We start from the raw sequence: 16,645 nt of genomic DNA, 5'->3' as shown, positions 1-16,645 counted from the left end.
GAGCGTGGCTTGCCCGCGATGAACGATGACGCGGTCTAACCTGCCGCCATCCGAACCTTCCGAGCCCTGAGCCCGGCAATCAACGAAGGCCCCAACGCCACCAGCGCCGACCCCAGCACCACCAGCACCGCCCCGCCATACCCCAGACCATTGATCGTCTCGGCCTGCACAAACTCCGGCCACAACCACGCCGCCACGGCCACCGCCACAAATGTCACCAACGGCGTAATCGCCAGCGTCGCACTGACCCGCGATGCCTCCCAATGCGCCAGAGCCTCGGCAAACGCGCCATAGGCAATCAGCGTATTCATGCAGCACGCCAGCAGCAGCCAGCCTTGCAGCGGACTCAGTTGCAACGCTTCCAGCGGATGCACCCACGGCGTCAGCAACATCGCGCAGAACAGGTAGATCACCATCATCACCTGCAGTGAATTCCACACCGTGAGCAATTGCTTCTGGCCCAAGGCGTAAAACGTCCAGACCGTGGACGCCAACAACACCAAAAGCACCCCGGCGGTGTAATCGGTCAGCGAGGTCAGCAACTCGGCCAGCCGCTGATTGAAAAACAGGGCAAAGCCGATCAACAGCACCAGCAGGCCAATCCCCTGCCCCACGCTGAACCGTTCCTTGAACACAAACAGACTGGCGATCAGCAACATGATCGGGCCCATCTGCACCACCAGTTGCGCGGTGCCGGCGCTGAGCAGGTTCAGGCCCATCAGGTACAGCACGTAGTTGCCCACCAGGCCAAGCACCGCCATCAACACCAACCAACCACCACGCGGCCCTAGCACTTTGCGGCTCGGCAGGCGCTTGGTCGCTGCCAGATAAATGAACAGGCATCCGCCGGAGACGATCAGGCGAAACCAGGTCACCGTCACCGGGTCCATCACCAACAGTACTTGCTTGAGTTTGATCGGCAGGATTCCCCACAACAGCGCGGTCACCAAGGCCAGGAACAGACCGTAAACCCAGCGACCCGATGAAATGTGCATTGCGAACCCCGAAGCCAAGTGGCGAGAAAGGTCATTCTAGGCTTAGAGCTGTTCGGCACACAGGGACAGTTGGGCACTGGCCGCGAATGAAACTGTGCAGGTCGCACCATTAAATTGGCGCGATGCCGTCGATCGGTTGGCCAGGCGTTGCAAGTGGTTCATGCATAAGCTCATGGGATTCGCCAACAGGAACATTCCTCAGGAGATCGCCATGTACGGCAAACGCGCCCAGGACAATGCCCCCGCCACGCACTTTCGCTGTGACCGGGTGTGCCGTGTGAATGGGGATTTGTATTTCAGCACCCGGGAAAACACCCTGGAGGGGCCGTTTGAAAACCCGGAGAAATTGGCGCGGGAGGTACAGGCTTACATCGAGCGGATGCTGCTTTTGCGGATGAGCCTGTAGACCGCGGCGCCTAAATCGCGAGCAAGCTCGCTCCCACATTAGATCTATGGCATGCCTCAGATCCCTGTGGGAGCGAGCTTGGTCCGGGCGGCGATCCGACGATAGCGGTTAACCAGGCGACAAAAATCTCCCAGACTTAACGCACCGCTTCAAACAACCCGGTCGCGCCCATCCCGCCACCTACACACATGGTGACGACGCCGTAACGCACGTTACGGCGCTGCAATTCACGCACGAGATGCCCGACCTGACGCGATCCGGTCATGCCGAACGGATGGCCGATGGAAATCGAACCGCCGTTGACGTTGTACTTGTCGTTATCAATCCCCAACCGAATGCGGCTGTACAGGCATTGCGAGGCGAACGCTTCGTTGAGTTCCCACAGATCAATATCGGCAACCCGCAACCCCTTGGCCTTGAGCAACTTCGGCACCGAGAACACCGGGCCGATGCCCATCTCATCCGGCTCGCAACCAGCCACGGTGAAACCACGGAAGAACGCCTTCGGCTTCAACCCCAGTTCCAGTGCTTTTTCCAGGCTCATCACCAGCGTCATCGACGCGCCATCGGACAGCTGCGAAGAGTTGCCGGCCGTGACCGAACCGTCTTCGGCAAACACCGGTTTCAATCCCGCCAGGCTTTCCAGAGTGGTGCCCGGGCGATTGCAGTCATCGTGATCGACGATGCCGTCAAGGATCTGCACCTGACCGGTGGCCTTGTCTTCAACCCGATACTTCACCGCCATCGGCACGATTTCGTCGTCAAACAATCTATCGGCCTGAGCCTGAGCGGTACGTTGCTGACTTTGCAGCGCGTACTGATCCTGTTCTTCGCGACTGACGTTATAACGACGAGCGACGATTTCGGCCGTCTGGCCCATCGGGAAATAGATGCCCGGCACCTGCTCTTTCAGCAGCGGGTTGATCAGATTGTCGGTGTTGATGCTTTTCATGGTCAGGCTGATGGACTCGACGCCACCGGCGACGATGATGTCGCTGCAACCCGAAGCAATCTGGTTGGCAGCGATGGCGATTGCCTGCAAGCCCGACGAGCAAAAACGGTTGAGGGTCATGCCGGCAGTGCCGGTGCCCAGGCGCGACAGCACTGCGATGTTGCGACCGATGTTGAAGCCCTGGCCACCTTCGTTGGAACCGGCACCGACGATGCAGTCCTCGACGCTGGCCGGATCGATGCCCGAGCGCGCCAGCAGCGCATTGACGCAATGGGCCGCCATGTCGTCCGGACGGGTCAGGTTGAACTTGCCGCGAAAGGATTTGGCCAGGCCAGTCCGCACGCTGTCGACGATCACCACTTCACGCATGGCATACCTCATTGTTGTTGTCGGTTGAGAGTGGACCGAGCATAAGTCCAGTGCATTACCGACCGCGACAATCATTCACCCCGCGTATGCGTAACCATCGCTCACTTCTTGTGCTGTTTCACTTTCCTGTCGTGTTTTTCGGATTTTTCAAACGCCTCTTCCAGCGCCAGATTGATGGTGCGCAGGACTTTGACCCGCGCCCAGCGCTTGTCATTGGCTTCCACCAGCGTCCAGGGCGATATCTCGGTGCTGGTGCGATCAACCATGTCACCGACCGCCGCGCGGTAGGCGTCCCATTTGTCACGATTGCGCCAGTCATCTTCGGTGATCTTGAAACGCTTGAAGGGAATTTCTTCTCTTGCCTGGAAGCGTTCCAGTTGCGTCTGCTTGTCGATGGCCAGCCAGAACTTGACCACGATCACCCCGGCCTCGGCGATCAGCTCTTCAAAATCATTGATTTCACTGTAGGCCCGCAACCAGTCCGCTGGCGGGCAGAACCCTTCGACGCGCTCCACCAGCACCCGCCCATACCACGAACGATCGAACACCGTGAACTTGCCCTTGGCCGGGATGTGCCGCCAGAAACGCCACAGATAAGGCTGCGCCAGTTCCTCTTCGGTAGGCGCGGCAATCGGTACGATGCTGTATTGACGCGGATCGAGGGCCGCCGCAACCCGCCGGATCGCCCCGCCCTTGCCAGCCGCATCATTGCCTTCGAACACCGCCACCAACGCGTGCCGACGCATGCGTTTGTCGCGCATCAGGCCGGAGAATCGCGCCTGTTCTGTAATCAATTGCTCTTCGTAATCGTCCTTGTCCAGCTGCTGGGTCAAATCCAGACTGTCGAGCAGGTTCAGTTGATCGACATGGATGGGCAACGGCGCGGCATTGACCTTGTCGGGATGGACCTCGGGACGCTTCAGGGCGTTTTGCAGGCCTTCGAGCAGGATTTTGCCCACTGCCAGGCTGCGGTAATGAGGGTCCACCCCTTCGATCACATGCCAAGGCGCGTAATCGCGACTGGTACGGCGCAACACACGTTCGCCGTACTTCACGAATTTGTCGTAGGTTTTCGATTGCTGCCAATCCAGCGGACTGATACGCCAGCTGTGCAGCGGGTCATCCGCCAAGGCCTTGAGCCGCGCCTTCATTTGCTTCTTGGAGAGGTGGAACCAGAACTTGAAGATCAGTGCGCCTTCATCGCAGAGCATTTTTTCAAAGCGCTCGGACTGGTTGATTACCTGATCCAGCACCGGGTCCTTGAACAAACCATGAACCCGGCCTTGCAGCATCTGGCTGTACCAGTTGCCGAAGAAAATCCCCATACGGCCCTTGGCCGGGAGCATCCGCCAGTAGCGCCAGGCCGGTGGCCGCGCCAGCTCTTCGTCGGTCTGCTGATCGAACGTGCGGACCTCGATCAGGCGTGGGTCCATCCATTCGTTCAGCAACTTGACCGTCTCGCCCTTGCCGGCGCCTTCGATGCCATTGATCAGAATGATCACCGGAAAGCGGCGTTGCTGGTGAAGTTCGAACTGCGCTTCGAGCAAGGCTTCACGCAGGGCCGGCTCTTCGGCGTCGTAGGTTTCTTTGTCGATGGCGTGACCGATTTCGGCGGATTCGAACATGGGACGGCTCCTTCCAGAATTGAGCAAGACTAGCGGATTGACCTCTCCTGCGTGGGAGAAATCCCTTACCTCGCAGCAACGATAGTTTCTTGTAGCAGCTGCCGAAGGCTGCGTTCGATCGCGCAGCGGTCGTAAATCCTGAGTTCACGTTTTACCTGAATAAATGCATCGGCTGATTTTGCGACCGCTGCGCGATCGAACGCAGGCTGCGCCAGCTGCTACAGATTTTCAGCGAATCTGCGAGCGTACGCGTTGCCATGGATCAAGCACCCTGCCGGCGATCGGCTAGAATGGCCGCCTTGCCGTTGCCGAGCCTGCCATGAAACCTGTATTGCCCCACGCCCAGCTCGACTGGGACGACCAAGGGCTCCCGCGCTCGCGGGTGTTCGATGATGTGTATTTTTCCGACCTGTCGGGGTTAGACGAAACCCGCTACGTATTTCTCGAACAGAACGCTTTGCGTGAACGTTTTGCCGCTTTGCCGGCCGGCGGTCGACTGGTGATTGGCGAAACCGGTTTCGGCACCGGATTGAATTTCCTTTGCGCCTGGCAGCTGTTCGAACAGCACGCGGTGGCCGGGGCGCGGCTGCATTTTGTCAGTGTCGAAAAGTACCCGCTGAGCCTGCCCGATCTGCAGCGTGCCTTGGCCCTGTGGCCGGAGCTCAAACCGTTCGCCGATCAACTGCTGACGCAATACGTCGCAATCCATCAAGGCTTCCAGCGCCTGGTGCTGGACAACGGCCGCGTGACCCTGACCTTGCTGATCGGCGATGCGCTGGAGCAATTGCCACAACTGGACGCACAGATCGATGCCTGGTTTCTCGACGGTTTTGCCCCGGCGAAAAACCCCGACATGTGGACCGCCGAACTGTTCGCCGAACTGGCGCGCCTGGCGGCGCCCGGTTCGACCATCAGCACCTTCACCAGCACCGGTTGGGTGCGCCGTCTGCTGAATGCGGCGGGCTTCAAGATGAAACGCACGCCCGGCATTGGCCACAAATGGGAAATCCTGCGAGGCGTGTTCCTCGGCTGGCCTGAGGACGTCCCGGTGCCCGCCCTGGCTAAACCGTGGTTTGCGCGTCCGACGCCACTGAACGGCGAGCGCCGTGCCTTGGTGATCGGCGCCGGCCTGGCCGGTTGCGCCAGTGCCGCCAGCCTGGCGGCGCGAGGTTGGCAAGTAAGTCTGCTGGAGCGCCACGATGCGCTGGCACTGGAAGCCTCGGGCAATCCTCAGGGCGTGTTGTACCTCAAGCTGTCGGCCCATGGCACCGCGTTGTCGCAGTTGATTGTCAGTGGTTTCGGTCACACCCGGCGCTTGCTCGAACATCTGCAACGGGGCGTCGACTGGGGCGATTGCGGGGTCTTGCAACTGGCCTTCAACGCCAAGGAAGCCGAGCGTCAGGCGCAATTGGCCGCCGCCTTTTCGCCAGATCTGGTGCACTTGCTCGATCAACCGCAAGCCCAGATTCAGGCCGGGATCGCCCTGGAACACGGCGGATTATTCTTCCCGGAAGGTGGCTGGGTTCATCCGCCGGCGCTGTGCCATTGGCAGGCGTCTTCGGCGAACATCCAGTGGCTGCCCCATCGCGATGTACTGGAACTGCGCAAGGTTGATGATCAGTGGCAGGCCTGGGACGGTGATGATTTGCTGGCCAGTGCCCCTGTGGTGATCCTGGCCGGCGCCGCCGAAATCAAGCGTTTCCCCCACAGCGCCGAGCTGCCCCTCAAACGCATTCGCGGCCAGATCACCCGACTGGCGCAAACCCCTGAAAGCCAGAGCCTGACCACCGTCGTCTGCGCCGAAGGCTATGTGGCGCCGGCTCGGCTGGGCGAACACACCCTCGGCGCCAGCTTCGACTTCAAGAGCGATGACCTGACCCCGACCCTCGCCGAACACCTCGGCAACCTGGCCTTGCTCGAGGAAATATCCCCCGACCTGGCCACGCGACTGCATGCTCAGGCACTGGACCCGCAACAGCTTGAGGGGCGCGCCGCGTTCCGCTGCACCAGTCCAGACTACCTGCCGATCGTTGGCCCGTTGGCCGAGCAAGCAGCGTTCGCCGACGCCTACGCCGTACTGAGCAAGGACGCCCGACAAGTGCCGGACATTCCCTGCCCCTGGCTTGAGGGTTTTTACGTCAACAGCGGCCACGGTTCTCGCGGCTTGATCACCGCGCCACTGTCGGGTGAATTACTCGCGGCATGGATTGAAAACGAACCTCTGCCCTTGCCCAGAACGGTCGCCGAGGCCTGCCATCCCAACCGTTTCGCGGTGCGCCAGTTGATCCGCGGAAAAGTCTGACGGCGCGCCTTATAACTTATCGGTCTAAAACTCCGGGGATTCAGCCGGGTCAGTTTCTGAGTACCCGCCGTTTTTGGCGAGGTATCGATTGACCCTCCCCAACGGAAAAACCGGTAAGGAATTTATGTGCGGATTAGCTGGCGAGTTACGCTTTGATCATCAACCTGCGGACCTCGCGGCCGTTGAACGAATCACCCATCACCTGGCCCCTCGTGGCCCTGACGCGTGGGGCTTCCATGCCCAAGGGCCGATTGCCCTGGGCCATCGTCGCCTGAAAATCATGGACCTGTCGGACGGCTCGGCGCAGCCGATGGTCGACAACCCATTGGGCTTGTCCCTGGCCTTCAACGGCGCGATCTACAACTTCCCGGAACTGCGCACCGAGCTTGAAAGCCTCGGTTACGCGTTCTATTCCGGCGGTGACACCGAAGTGCTGCTCAAGGGTTATCACGCCTGGGGCGAAGCACTGCTGCCCAAGCTCAACGGCATGTTCGCCTTCGCCATTTGGGAGCGCGACGCCCAACGTCTGTTCATCGCCCGCGACCGTCTGGGCGTGAAGCCGCTGTACTTGTCGCGCACCGGCCAGCGCCTGCGCTTTGCCTCGGCGTTGCCGGCACTGCTCAAGGGCGGCGACATCAACCCGATCCTCGATCCGGTGGCACTCAATCATTATCTGAATTTCCACGCCGTGGTCCCGGCCCCGCGCACCTTGCTGGCCGGCATCGAAAAACTGCCACCGGCGACCTGGATGCGCATCGAAGCAGACGGCACCACTGAGCAGAAAACCTGGTGGACCCTGCCCTACGGCCCACACGCCGACGAGATGAATCTGACACTCGAAGACTGGCGTGACCGTGTACTCGACAGCACCCGTGAAGCCGTGGCAATCCGTCAACGGGCGGCAGTCGACGTCGGTGTTCTGCTTTCGGGCGGTGTCGATTCGAGCCTGCTGGTCGGTCTGTTGCGTGAAGTCGGTGTTGAAAACCTGTCGACCTTCTCCATCGGTTTCCAGGATGCCGGCGGCGAGCGCGGCGACGAGTTTCAGTATTCGGACCTGATCGCCAAGCACTACGGCACCCAGCATCACCAATTGCGCATCGACGAAAAAGAGATCATCGAGCAACTGCCCGCAGCGTTCCGCGCCATGAGCGAACCGATGGTCAGCCATGACTGCATTGCTTTCTATCTGCTGTCCCGCGAAGTGGCCAAGCATTGCAAAGTGGTGCAGAGCGGCCAAGGTGCCGACGAACTGTTCGCCGGTTATCACTGGTACCCACAAGTCGACGGCGCCGAAGATCCGTACGCCGCCTATCGCGATGCGTTTTTCGACCGCAGCTACGACGACTACGCCGCCACCGTACAGCCGAAATGGCTGACAGCGAATGACGCCGCTGGCGACTTCGTGAAGGAACATTTCGCACAGCCTGGCGCCGATGCAGCGGTGGACAAAGCCTTGCGTCTGGACAGCACGATCATGCTGGTGGATGACCCGGTCAAACGCGTCGACAACATGACCATGGCCTGGGGCCTGGAAGCGCGTACGCCGTTTCTCGACTATCGCCTGGTGGAATTGTCGGCGCGCGTGCCGGGCAAATTCAAACTGCCGGATGGCGGCAAGCAGGTCTTGAAAGAAGCGGCGCGGCTGGTGATTCCGAGTGAAGTGATTGATCGCAAGAAAGGCTACTTCCCGGTCCCTGGCCTGAAGCATTTGCAGGGCGATACGCTGAACTGGGTGCGCGAACTGCTGCTCGATCCGAGTCAGGATCGCGGTCTGTTCAACCCGGCCATGCTCGACCGCCTGCTGACCGACCCACAAGGTCAATTGACCCCGTTGCGCGGTTCCAAGCTGTGGCAATTGGCGGCCCTGAACCTGTGGCTCAGTGAACAAGGAATCTGATCGATGAAACCCCACGCCACGGCCTACAGCCAACGCTTGTTGCGCGGTCAGGCGCCCTCTTACGAACGCTTGCAGGCACGCTTGGCCGAAGACGGCAGTGAATTGGGCGCCGCACCGATCGCCGTGCATTGCGGTTGGGGCCGATTGCTGATCGGCCACACGTTCCCCGACCCCGCCAGCCTCGCCCAAGAATTATTGAATGAACAACCGGGCGAGCGCGACATCGCGCTGTATGTCGCCGCGCCCCAGCAAGTGCTGGGGCTGGAGCCGGCACAGTTGTTTCTCGACCCGTCCGACACCCTGCGCCTGTGGTTCAGCGACTACCGCCAATCGACTCGGGTGTTTCGCGGCTTTCGCATCCGCCGGGCCCAGAGCGACGCGGACTGGCAGGCGATCAATCAGCTGTATCAGTTGCGCGGCATGCTACCAATCGACGCGAGTCTGCTGACTCCGCGCCATCAGGGTGGGCCCGTCTATTGGCTGGCCGAAGATGAGGACAGCGGCGCAATCATTGGCAGCGTCATGGGCCTCAACCATCACAAGGCGTTCAACGATCCGGAAAATGGCAGCAGCCTGTGGTGCCTGGCGGTCGATCCACAATGTTCGCGACCGGGCGTCGGTGAAGTGTTGGTGCGGCATTTGATCGAGCACTTCATGAGCCGTGGGCTGAGTTACCTGGACCTGTCAGTGCTGCACGACAACCGGCAGGCGAAAAGTCTTTACGCCAAGCTGGGGTTTCGCAACCTGTCGACCTTTGCCATCAAGTGCAAAAACGGCATCAATCAGCCGTTGTTTCTGGGCCCGGGTCCCGAAGCCGAGTTCAATCCTTATGCACGAATCATCGTCGAGGAAGCTCACCGTCGCGGCATCGATGTACAAGTCGATGACGCCGACGCCGGCATGTTCACTCTCAGCCATGGCGGGCGCCGGGTGCGTTGCCGAGAATCCCTCAGCGACTTGACCAGCGCCATCAGCATGAGCCTGTGCCAGGACAAAAGCCTGACGCACAAAGTGCTCAAGGCCGCCGGTTTGAACCTGCCATCGCAGCAACTGGCCGGCAACGCCGATGACAATCTGGCGTTTCTCGATGAGCACGAACGGGTGGTGGTCAAACCGCTGGATGGCGAACAGGGCCAAGGCGTCGCGGTGGATCTGCGCACCATTGAAGAGGTGCAGCAAGCCATCGAATCTGCCCGCCAGTTCGACAGTCGAGTGCTGCTGGAGAGTTTCCATGAAGGCCTCGACTTGCGCGTTCTGGTGATCGGTTTCGAGGTGGTCGCCGCAGCAATTCGTCGTCCGGCAGAAGTGGTGGGCGACGGTCAGCATTCCATCGGTGCACTGATCGAAGCCCAGAGCCGGCGTCGTCAGGCGGCTACCAGCGGTGAAAGCAAAATCCCGCTGGACCATGAGACCGAGCGCACCTTGCACGCGGCGGGTTATGACTACAGCAGCATTCTGCCGGCGGGAGAGCATCTGTTCGTACGGCGTACGGCGAATCTTCACACCGGCGGAGTTCTTGAGGATGTGACGGCGATCCTGCATCCGACGCTGGTGGATGCGGCGGTCCGCGCGGCGCGGGCGCTGGACATTCCGATGGTCGGGCTCGACCTGATGGTGCCTGCTGCCGATCAGCCGGAGTACGTGTTTATCGAAGCCAATGAGCGTGCCGGGTTGGCTAACCATGAGCCGCAGCCGACGGCTGAGCGGTTTGTGGATTTGTTGTTTCCGCACAGTCAGCCAGCGGCCTCATAGATGTGCGTCGCCTGAACTGACGCCATCGCGAGCAAGCTCGGCTCCCACATTTGACCGCATTCCCCTGTGGGAGCGAGCTTGCTCGCGATGGCGGCCTAGCAGGCACCATAGATTTTTTCCTCATCGAAACCATCGATGCTGTTTACTCATCAGGAGTTTCCATGACCAGCAACATTCCGGAACCGGATCTGAACTACCTGCAAAAAGTCTTGCTGGAAATGCTCGCCATTCCCAGCCCGACCGGGTTCACGGATACCATCGTGCGTTATGTCGCCGAACGGCTTGAAGAGCTGGGCATTCCCTTTGAGATGACCCGCCGCGGCACCATCCGCGCCACCCTCAAGGGCAAGAAGAACAGCCCCGACCGCGCGGTCTCCGCTCACCTCGACACCATCGGCGCGGCGGTTCGCGCAATCAAAGACAACGGCCGTCTGACCCTGGCGCCTGTCGGTTGCTGGTCCAGCCGTTTTGCCGAGGGCAGTCGGGTCAGCCTGTTTACTGACAATGGCGTGATCCGTGGCAGCGTGCTGCCGCTGATGGCGTCCGGGCATGCGTTCAATACCGCCGTGGATGAAATGCCGATCAGTTGGGATCACATCGAATTGCGCCTGGACGCCTATTGCGCCACGCGAGCCGATTGCGACTCGCTGGGCATCAGCGTCGGTGATTTTGTCGCCTTCGACCCTTTGCCAGAGTTCACCGAAAGCGGCCACATCAGCGCCCGCCATCTCGACGACAAGGCCGGCGTTGCCGCATTGCTGGCGGCGCTGAAAGCGATCGTCGACAGCGGCGAAGAACTGATGATCGACTGTCATCCGCTGTTCACCATCACCGAGGAAACCGGCAGTGGCGCGGCGGCGGCGTTACCGTGGGACGTCAGCGAATTCGTCGGCATCGACATTGCCCCGGTCGCGCCGGGTCAGCATTCCAGCGAACACGCGGTAAGCGTGGCAATGCAGGATTCCGGCGGGCCATACGACTATCACCTGTCGCGGCATCTGCTGCGCCTGGCCAGTGACAACGAATTGCCGGTACGCCGCGACCTGTTCCGCTACTACTTCAGCGATGCCCATTCGGCGGTCACTGCCGGGCATGACATCCGCACCGCCCTGCTCGCCTTCGGCTGCGACGCCACTCACGGCTACGAACGCACCCACATCGACAGCCTCACCGCCCTCAGCCGCCTGCTCGGCGCCTACATTCTGAGTCCGCCGGTGTTTGCCAGCGATGCACAACCGGCCAAAGGGTCACTGGACCGGTTCAGTCATCAGATCGAACATGAGACGCAGATGGAAAGCGATACGCGGGTGCCTTCGGTGGATAGCCTCGTAGGGCAGCGTTCCGATAGCTGACACTGGTGTTTTCATCGCCTGAAAGATCGCCATCGCGAGCAAGCTCGCTCCCACATTCGACCGCATTCCCATGGATGGATGCGGTTAACTGTGGGAGCGAGCTTGCTCGCGATGGCGGTAGGTCAGGCAACACGTAAGGTCGAGGCTAGCCGCAACCTCCCATTCGCCGTAGCATCGCGCCATTGTTTAGCCGAGGTGCTTATGCTGATTCCCCACGACCAACTTGAAGTCGACACCCTCACCCGCCTGATCGAGGATTTCGTGACCCGTGACGGTACGGACAACGGCGATGACACGCCGCTGGAAACCCGTGTTCTGCGTGTTCGCCAGGCATTGACCAAGGGCCAGGCGCTGATTGTCTTCGACCCGGAAAGCGAGCAATGCCAGTTGATGCTCAAGCACGATGTGCCCAAGCACCTGTTCGACTGAGGCCTCAGCGTCCTTTGTTTTTCGCCAGTTTGACCTGGATGCGTTCATAGACTTCGGCCCGGTGCACGTTGACGTTCTGCGGCGCTTCGACACCGAAGCGCACACTGCCTCCGTTGACGGCAAGAATGCGCACGGAAATGTTGTCACCGATGGAAATCAATTCGCCCACAACGCGGCTGAGTACAAGCATGGCATTCGTCCTTCAGGGTTATCAAACCCTGAAGATGCCCTGCACTTGGCGGGCCTACAATGCGACAGCAGCAAATCAGTCCCGCCCTACAGCGCACTCCGAACAGCTCCTATGGAAACGTCCCACAAACCCATTGAATGAAGGACCGATCCTTCAGGAAGCGGAGAAGCGCGGACCGAAAAGGATGACACTCGCCCCGATCACACACAGCGCCACACCGAGCCAGTCCGAGCCCAGCGGACGAATCCGCTCGACTACCGCCAGCCAGCCGATCGACGCGATGATGTAGATGCCACCGTAAGCGGCATAGGCGCGGCCGGCGTAGGTCGCCTCGATGCGGGTCAGCAGCAGCGCAAACAAGGCCAGACTGAGCAGAGCCGGCACGACCCACCAGGCGCTTTTGCCCTGGCGCAGCCACATCCAGAAGGCAAAGCAGCCGGCGATTTCAAACAGCGCGGCGAGAAAAAACCACAGGTAATTGAGCATGCAAAACGTCTCGCGAGGATGGCCGATGGCGGCCACCCTAACGACGGTGTTATGTAGGGGGCAAGCTCAACCTGCGGATTGTTTGGCCTTGGCGCGCATTTTGTCGGCCATGACGGTCATTTCGTCGTAGAGCAATTGCGGGTTCTTCTGCTTGAGTGCCCAGGCCATACGGCCCTGTTCGTGGGGCAGGATCATGAACTCGCCGGCGGCAACGTGCTGATAGATGTAGTCGGCAATGTCCGCCGCGCTGATCGGCGAGCTTTCCAGCAACTTGCCGACCTGGGCTTTCATGGCCGGCGTCGGGCCACGGAAGGAGTCCAGCAGGTTGGTCTGGAAGAACGACGGGCACACCACATGCACGCCGATTTCCTGTTGCGCCAGTTCGATCAGCAGGCTTTCGGACAACGCCACCACGCCAGCCTTGGCCACGTTGTAGTTGCTCATGGCCGGGCCTTGCATCAGGGCGGCCATCGACGCGATGTTGATGATCTTGCCTTTGCTTTTTTCCAGCAGCGGCAGGAAGGCCTTGCAGCCCTTGACCACGCCCATCAGGTTGATCGCGATCTGCCAGTCCCAGTCTTCCAGGGACAGTTCACTGAAGAACCCGCCCGAGGCAACGCCGGCGTTGTTGACGATGACATCGATGCCACCGAGTTTCTCGTCGCAGGCTTGGGCGAAAGCGGTCAGCTGACTGTAATCGCGCACGTCGCAACGCTGGATAAAACCGTCGCCGCCGGCTTCACGAACCAATTTCAGGGTTTCCTGCAGACCGGGCTCGCTGACATCCGACAAGGCCAGCTGCCAGCCTTCACGCGCCCAGCGCAGCGCGATTTCGCGACCTAAGCCCGAGCCCGCACCAGTGATCATCATGCGATTTTGCATAGCAAACAGCCTTGTTGTTCCGGGGAAGATGCATCGAGTGTAGCGAAGGACAATGCCCGACCCACGCTCCATCAGATTGCTGAATGGCCCGAGCAAACCGGGAGAGTGCCTGAACCAACTTGTGCAATAAAAAACGGAATAAGCCTTTCTTCGAAAAACATTAAAAAAACTTGGAATTTTCTTTCATGCGCAACAGTCGGATTTTGTAAGCAGCCCGGTTTTATAGCAGCCCGGCTGACCGTTAAACGCCAGGTAATTCAAGAACACTTCCAACAAGGAAATAGACATGGGCACAATTCTAATCATTATTCTGATCCTCCTGCTGGTAGGTGGTTTACCGGTCTTCCCGCACTCCAGAAGTTGGGGTTATGGCCCGTCGGGTATCATCGGCGTGGTGTTGGTGGTGCTGTTGATCCTGCTGTTGCTCGGCAAGATATAGAGGTTTAACAGGCAAAAAAAAGAGGCCCTTTTCAGGGCCTCTTTTTTATTGCTTCAAGACTTAGTCCGGCTTGCCATCCACCACACCGGCGGTGTTGTCGATCAGGCTCTTGGTCGCCGTTTGCAGGAAGGCTTCGAGCTTGAGTTTCAGCTCAGCGGTACGCGGTGCATCCGGAACGATCTCGGCGTGAGGTGTCGCGCCCAGTTCGTACTGATACATCTTCGGCGCCATTTCCTTTTCCTTCGGCAGCACCAGAATCTGATCAGCCGTGATGATGGCGGTGGTCTGCTCGCTACCCGACGGCTTGATCACGCCAAAACCGGTGTCGCCTTCAGGCAGGTTGAGCAAATCGCGGCCCCAGCACTGATGACGCACTTCGCCACCGATGCGGCCCATGATGGTCGGCACGATGTCGATCTGCGTGCCCACGGTATGGTCACGCTGGCCGAATTTTTCCTGGATGCCCGGTGCGATCATCAGCATCGGCACGTTGAAGCGGCCCAGGTCCATTTCGGTGATTTGGCGCTCGTTGCCAAAACCGTGGTCGCCGACGACCACAAACAGGGTTTCCTTGAAATACGGCTCCTTGCGGGCCTTTTCAAAGAACTGGCCCAGCGCCCAGTCTGCGTAGCGCATGGCGGTCAAATGCTCGTTCAGGCTACCGCGATCGGTCACGCGCTCAACCGGCAATGGTGTCGGCAAGGCATAGGGCGTGTGGTTGGACAGGGTTTGCAGCAGCGCATAGAACGGCTTGCCGTTTTCCCGTGCCTTGAGCTCTACCAGACCACGGTCGAACATGTCCTGGTCGGACACGCCCCAGGTCGGATCGGAGAACACCGGGTTCACGAAGTCGTTACGACCAATGAAGTTGGTCATGCCCTGGTTGCTGAAGAAACCCGACTGGTTATCCCAGGCGAAGTCGCCGTTGTAGACGTACACGTCTCCATAGTTACGGGCACTGAGCAATTGCGGCAGGCCGGACAACTTGTGGCTGCCTTCCGGCGTCTGCATCAGGTATTCGAAACCTGGCAGGTTCGGGAAGCAGGCCATGGTGGCGAACATACCCTGGTGGGTATGGGTGCCGTTGGAGAAGAAGCGGTCGAACAGCAGGCCTTCCTTCGACAGTTTGTCGAGGTACGGCGTGATATTGCCCGGTGCCCCCAAGGCGCCCACCGAGTGACCGGCCATGCTTTCCATCAGGATCACGACAACGTTCTTGATCGGCAGGGTCTTGTCGACCGGCGGCGTGTAATCGCGACGCACGGCGGCGGTCTCGGCATCCACCAGTTTGTCGTCCGGCATCACCAGCATGTCACGCACGATTTTCTGCGCTTCAGGCTGTGGCAACGTGGCCTTCCAGACGTTGTCGCGATCTTCGGACATGCGGCTCTTGGCTGCGGCGACCAGCGACAGGGTGCCATTGAGGCCCAACTGGTTGGCGAAGTTCGAGTTGGTGGTGTAAACGTCACCCCAACGCAGTGGCGGGCCCTGACGCAGGGTGCCACGAGCGGCGACCACGCAGACCAGCAGGCAGACAACAAACACCGCGATGCGTGCGTACCACGGGGCGACCTTGCGCGTGCCGATGCTGCCACCGCTGAAGGGGCCGCGAGGACGGGTGGCGCGGTCGGCGCCCTTGAACGCCAAGGTCAGGATCAACGTGCCCACGACCCAGGCCAGCAGGTAGCGAACCACCGGGAAACCGTACCAGAGCATGCTCATCACGGTTTTCGGGTCTTCCTTTACATATTGGAAGACCAGGCCGTTGAGGCGCTGGTGGAACTCGCGGTAGAAGTCCATCTCCATCAGGCCCAGGAACAGCGCGATGCTCGAGGCGATGGTCAGCCAGAACCGGAAGAATCCGCGTGCGGCCATCGCCCGAGCGCTGAACAGCGCCAGCAGCAATGGAATGCTGAGGTAGACCACCAGGCGCAGGTCGAAACGCAGACCGTTGGCGAATGCTTCGAGAAAGGTCGAGGCCGGGGTGTCGAGGATCATCTCGCGGTTGTAAACCAGCAGCGCAACGCGCAGCAGGCTGAACATGACCATCATGACCAGGGCACACAGCAGCGTGTAGGCCAGATGCGATTTGACGGTCGGTTGCAGCAGGCGACTAGAAGCTCGCTGCTGACTCAGGGCGTCCGGGTTTGCCATGTCGTTTTAGGACCCATTGGAAGTTGAAGTTTCAAAAATACAGCGGCGCCTTGCCCTCTGTTGGCCAGTACTCGGCCCCGGGGCTTGCGCGGTGCGCAAATGTTGCACGATCACCCGCAGCATTGCCATTGATTACTGCCCGCATGTTGGCGCGGGCGAATTGTCTTGGAGGCTTTGTGAAAATTTCGTGCAACGTATATTCGGAAACAAAATAAAGTCCCCCTGCTTTCTGATGCCGGTTAGTTCGGGGGCATATCCGTTTCGGCTTTGCTCTTTGATCGGGGGGCATATCCGTTTTTTCGGTCATGGCGACTGGCGGTTTCGCTTTTACAGCGAGTCACTTTCGAAAAGCCTGCGCGGCCCGGCGGAAAGTAACCAAAGCGCTTCTGCCCCTCCATTCGGTGCCTCGCTTAGG

General features: G+C 60.0%; 14 protein-coding genes. 7 read left to right on the top strand and 7 right to left on the bottom strand.

Going from position 1 to position 16,645, the window contains the following annotated elements:
- Positions 1 to 35: 35 nt before the first annotated feature.
- Entirely contained in the window at positions 36 to 995 is a 960-nt protein-coding gene (locus VD17_RS27210) for a DMT family transporter (RefSeq protein ID WP_046056534.1), read from the bottom strand.
- A 211-nt stretch (positions 996 to 1,206) separates the two neighbouring features.
- Here VD17_RS27210 and VD17_RS27205 point away from each other — a divergent pair, with 211 nt between their 5' ends.
- Positions 1,207 to 1,401, top strand: coding sequence for a DUF6316 family protein (locus VD17_RS27205; protein ID WP_033055288.1), 195 nt, complete (start codon positions 1,207 to 1,209; stop codon positions 1,399 to 1,401).
- A 136-nt stretch (positions 1,402 to 1,537) separates the two neighbouring features.
- Here VD17_RS27205 and VD17_RS27200 read toward each other — a convergent pair whose 3' ends face one another.
- Together VD17_RS27200 and pap are read right to left on the bottom strand one after the other, a co-directional pair.
- Complete coding sequence (locus VD17_RS27200; protein ID WP_046056533.1) at positions 1,538 to 2,722, bottom strand: thiolase family protein; 1,185 nt, start codon at positions 2,720 to 2,722, stop codon at positions 1,538 to 1,540.
- Positions 2,723 to 2,823: 101 nt separating this feature from the next.
- Positions 2,824 to 4,347 carry a polyphosphate:AMP phosphotransferase gene (gene pap, locus VD17_RS27195; RefSeq protein WP_046056532.1) on the bottom strand — a complete coding sequence of 508 codons (1,524 nt, stop codon included), beginning with the start codon at positions 4,345 to 4,347 and terminating at the stop codon, positions 2,824 to 2,826.
- Between the two features lie 319 nt (positions 4,348 to 4,666).
- Here pap and mnmC point away from each other — a divergent pair, with 319 nt between their 5' ends.
- The 5 genes from mnmC to VD17_RS27170 all read left to right on the top strand — a co-directional run bounded on the left by mnmC (position 4,667) and on the right by VD17_RS27170 (position 12,079).
- On the top strand, positions 4,667 to 6,649 hold the full coding sequence (gene mnmC / locus VD17_RS27190; RefSeq protein WP_046056531.1) for a bifunctional tRNA (5-methylaminomethyl-2-thiouridine)(34)-methyltransferase MnmD/FAD-dependent 5-carboxymethylaminomethyl-2-thiouridine(34) oxidoreductase MnmC: 1,983 nt from the start codon (positions 4,667 to 4,669) through the stop codon (positions 6,647 to 6,649).
- 124 nt (positions 6,650 to 6,773) lie between these two features.
- Positions 6,774 to 8,546, top strand: coding sequence for an N-acetylglutaminylglutamine amidotransferase (locus tag VD17_RS27185; RefSeq protein ID WP_046056530.1), 1,773 nt, complete (start codon positions 6,774 to 6,776; stop codon positions 8,544 to 8,546).
- A gap of 3 nt (positions 8,547 to 8,549) precedes the next feature.
- Positions 8,550 to 10,298, top strand: a complete 1,749-nt coding sequence (gene ngg / locus VD17_RS27180) for an N-acetylglutaminylglutamine synthetase (protein ID WP_046056529.1) — start codon at positions 8,550 to 8,552, stop codon at positions 10,296 to 10,298.
- A 161-nt stretch (positions 10,299 to 10,459) separates the two neighbouring features.
- A complete protein-coding gene (locus tag VD17_RS27175; RefSeq protein WP_046056528.1) occupies positions 10,460 to 11,650 on the top strand; it encodes an osmoprotectant NAGGN system M42 family peptidase in 1,191 nt (396 codons plus the stop codon).
- A 201-nt stretch (positions 11,651 to 11,851) separates the two neighbouring features.
- Positions 11,852 to 12,079 carry a YheU family protein gene (locus tag VD17_RS27170; protein ID WP_003199186.1) on the top strand — a complete coding sequence of 76 codons (228 nt, stop codon included), beginning with the start codon at positions 11,852 to 11,854 and terminating at the stop codon, positions 12,077 to 12,079.
- A 4-nt stretch (positions 12,080 to 12,083) separates the two neighbouring features.
- Here VD17_RS27170 and csrA read toward each other — a convergent pair whose 3' ends face one another.
- From csrA to VD17_RS27155, 3 genes are all read right to left on the bottom strand, one after another.
- Positions 12,084 to 12,269 carry a carbon storage regulator CsrA gene (gene csrA / locus VD17_RS27165; RefSeq protein WP_046056527.1) on the bottom strand — a complete coding sequence of 62 codons (186 nt, stop codon included), beginning with the start codon at positions 12,267 to 12,269 and terminating at the stop codon, positions 12,084 to 12,086.
- Between the two features lie 153 nt (positions 12,270 to 12,422).
- On the bottom strand, positions 12,423 to 12,755 hold the full coding sequence (locus VD17_RS27160) for a YnfA family protein (protein WP_046056526.1): 333 nt from the start codon (positions 12,753 to 12,755) through the stop codon (positions 12,423 to 12,425).
- Positions 12,756 to 12,821: 66 nt separating this feature from the next.
- Positions 12,822 to 13,637 (bottom strand): SDR family oxidoreductase, encoded by an 816-nt coding sequence (locus tag VD17_RS27155; RefSeq protein ID WP_046056525.1) that lies wholly within the window; start codon positions 13,635 to 13,637, stop codon positions 12,822 to 12,824.
- A gap of 280 nt (positions 13,638 to 13,917) precedes the next feature.
- Here VD17_RS27155 and VD17_RS31910 point away from each other — a divergent pair, with 280 nt between their 5' ends.
- The gene (locus tag VD17_RS31910) at positions 13,918 to 14,076 is read left to right on the top strand and encodes a DUF3309 family protein (RefSeq protein WP_174602692.1); all 159 of its coding nucleotides are present in this window, start codon (positions 13,918 to 13,920) and stop codon (positions 14,074 to 14,076) included.
- Between the two features lie 60 nt (positions 14,077 to 14,136).
- On the opposite strand, the gene VD17_RS27145 is transcribed toward VD17_RS31910, so the two are convergent.
- Positions 14,137 to 16,230 carry an LTA synthase family protein gene (locus VD17_RS27145; RefSeq protein WP_046056524.1) on the bottom strand — a complete coding sequence of 698 codons (2,094 nt, stop codon included), beginning with the start codon at positions 16,228 to 16,230 and terminating at the stop codon, positions 14,137 to 14,139.
- Between the last annotated feature and the right edge of the window lie 415 nt (positions 16,231 to 16,645).

Source organism: Pseudomonas fluorescens (genome assembly GCF_000968015.1).
GTDB lineage: Bacteria > Pseudomonadota > Gammaproteobacteria > Pseudomonadales > Pseudomonadaceae > Aquipseudomonas > Aquipseudomonas fluorescens_W.
The sequence above is the reverse complement of the archived record's forward strand: the minus strand, read 5'-3'. Positions and strand labels throughout refer to the sequence as shown.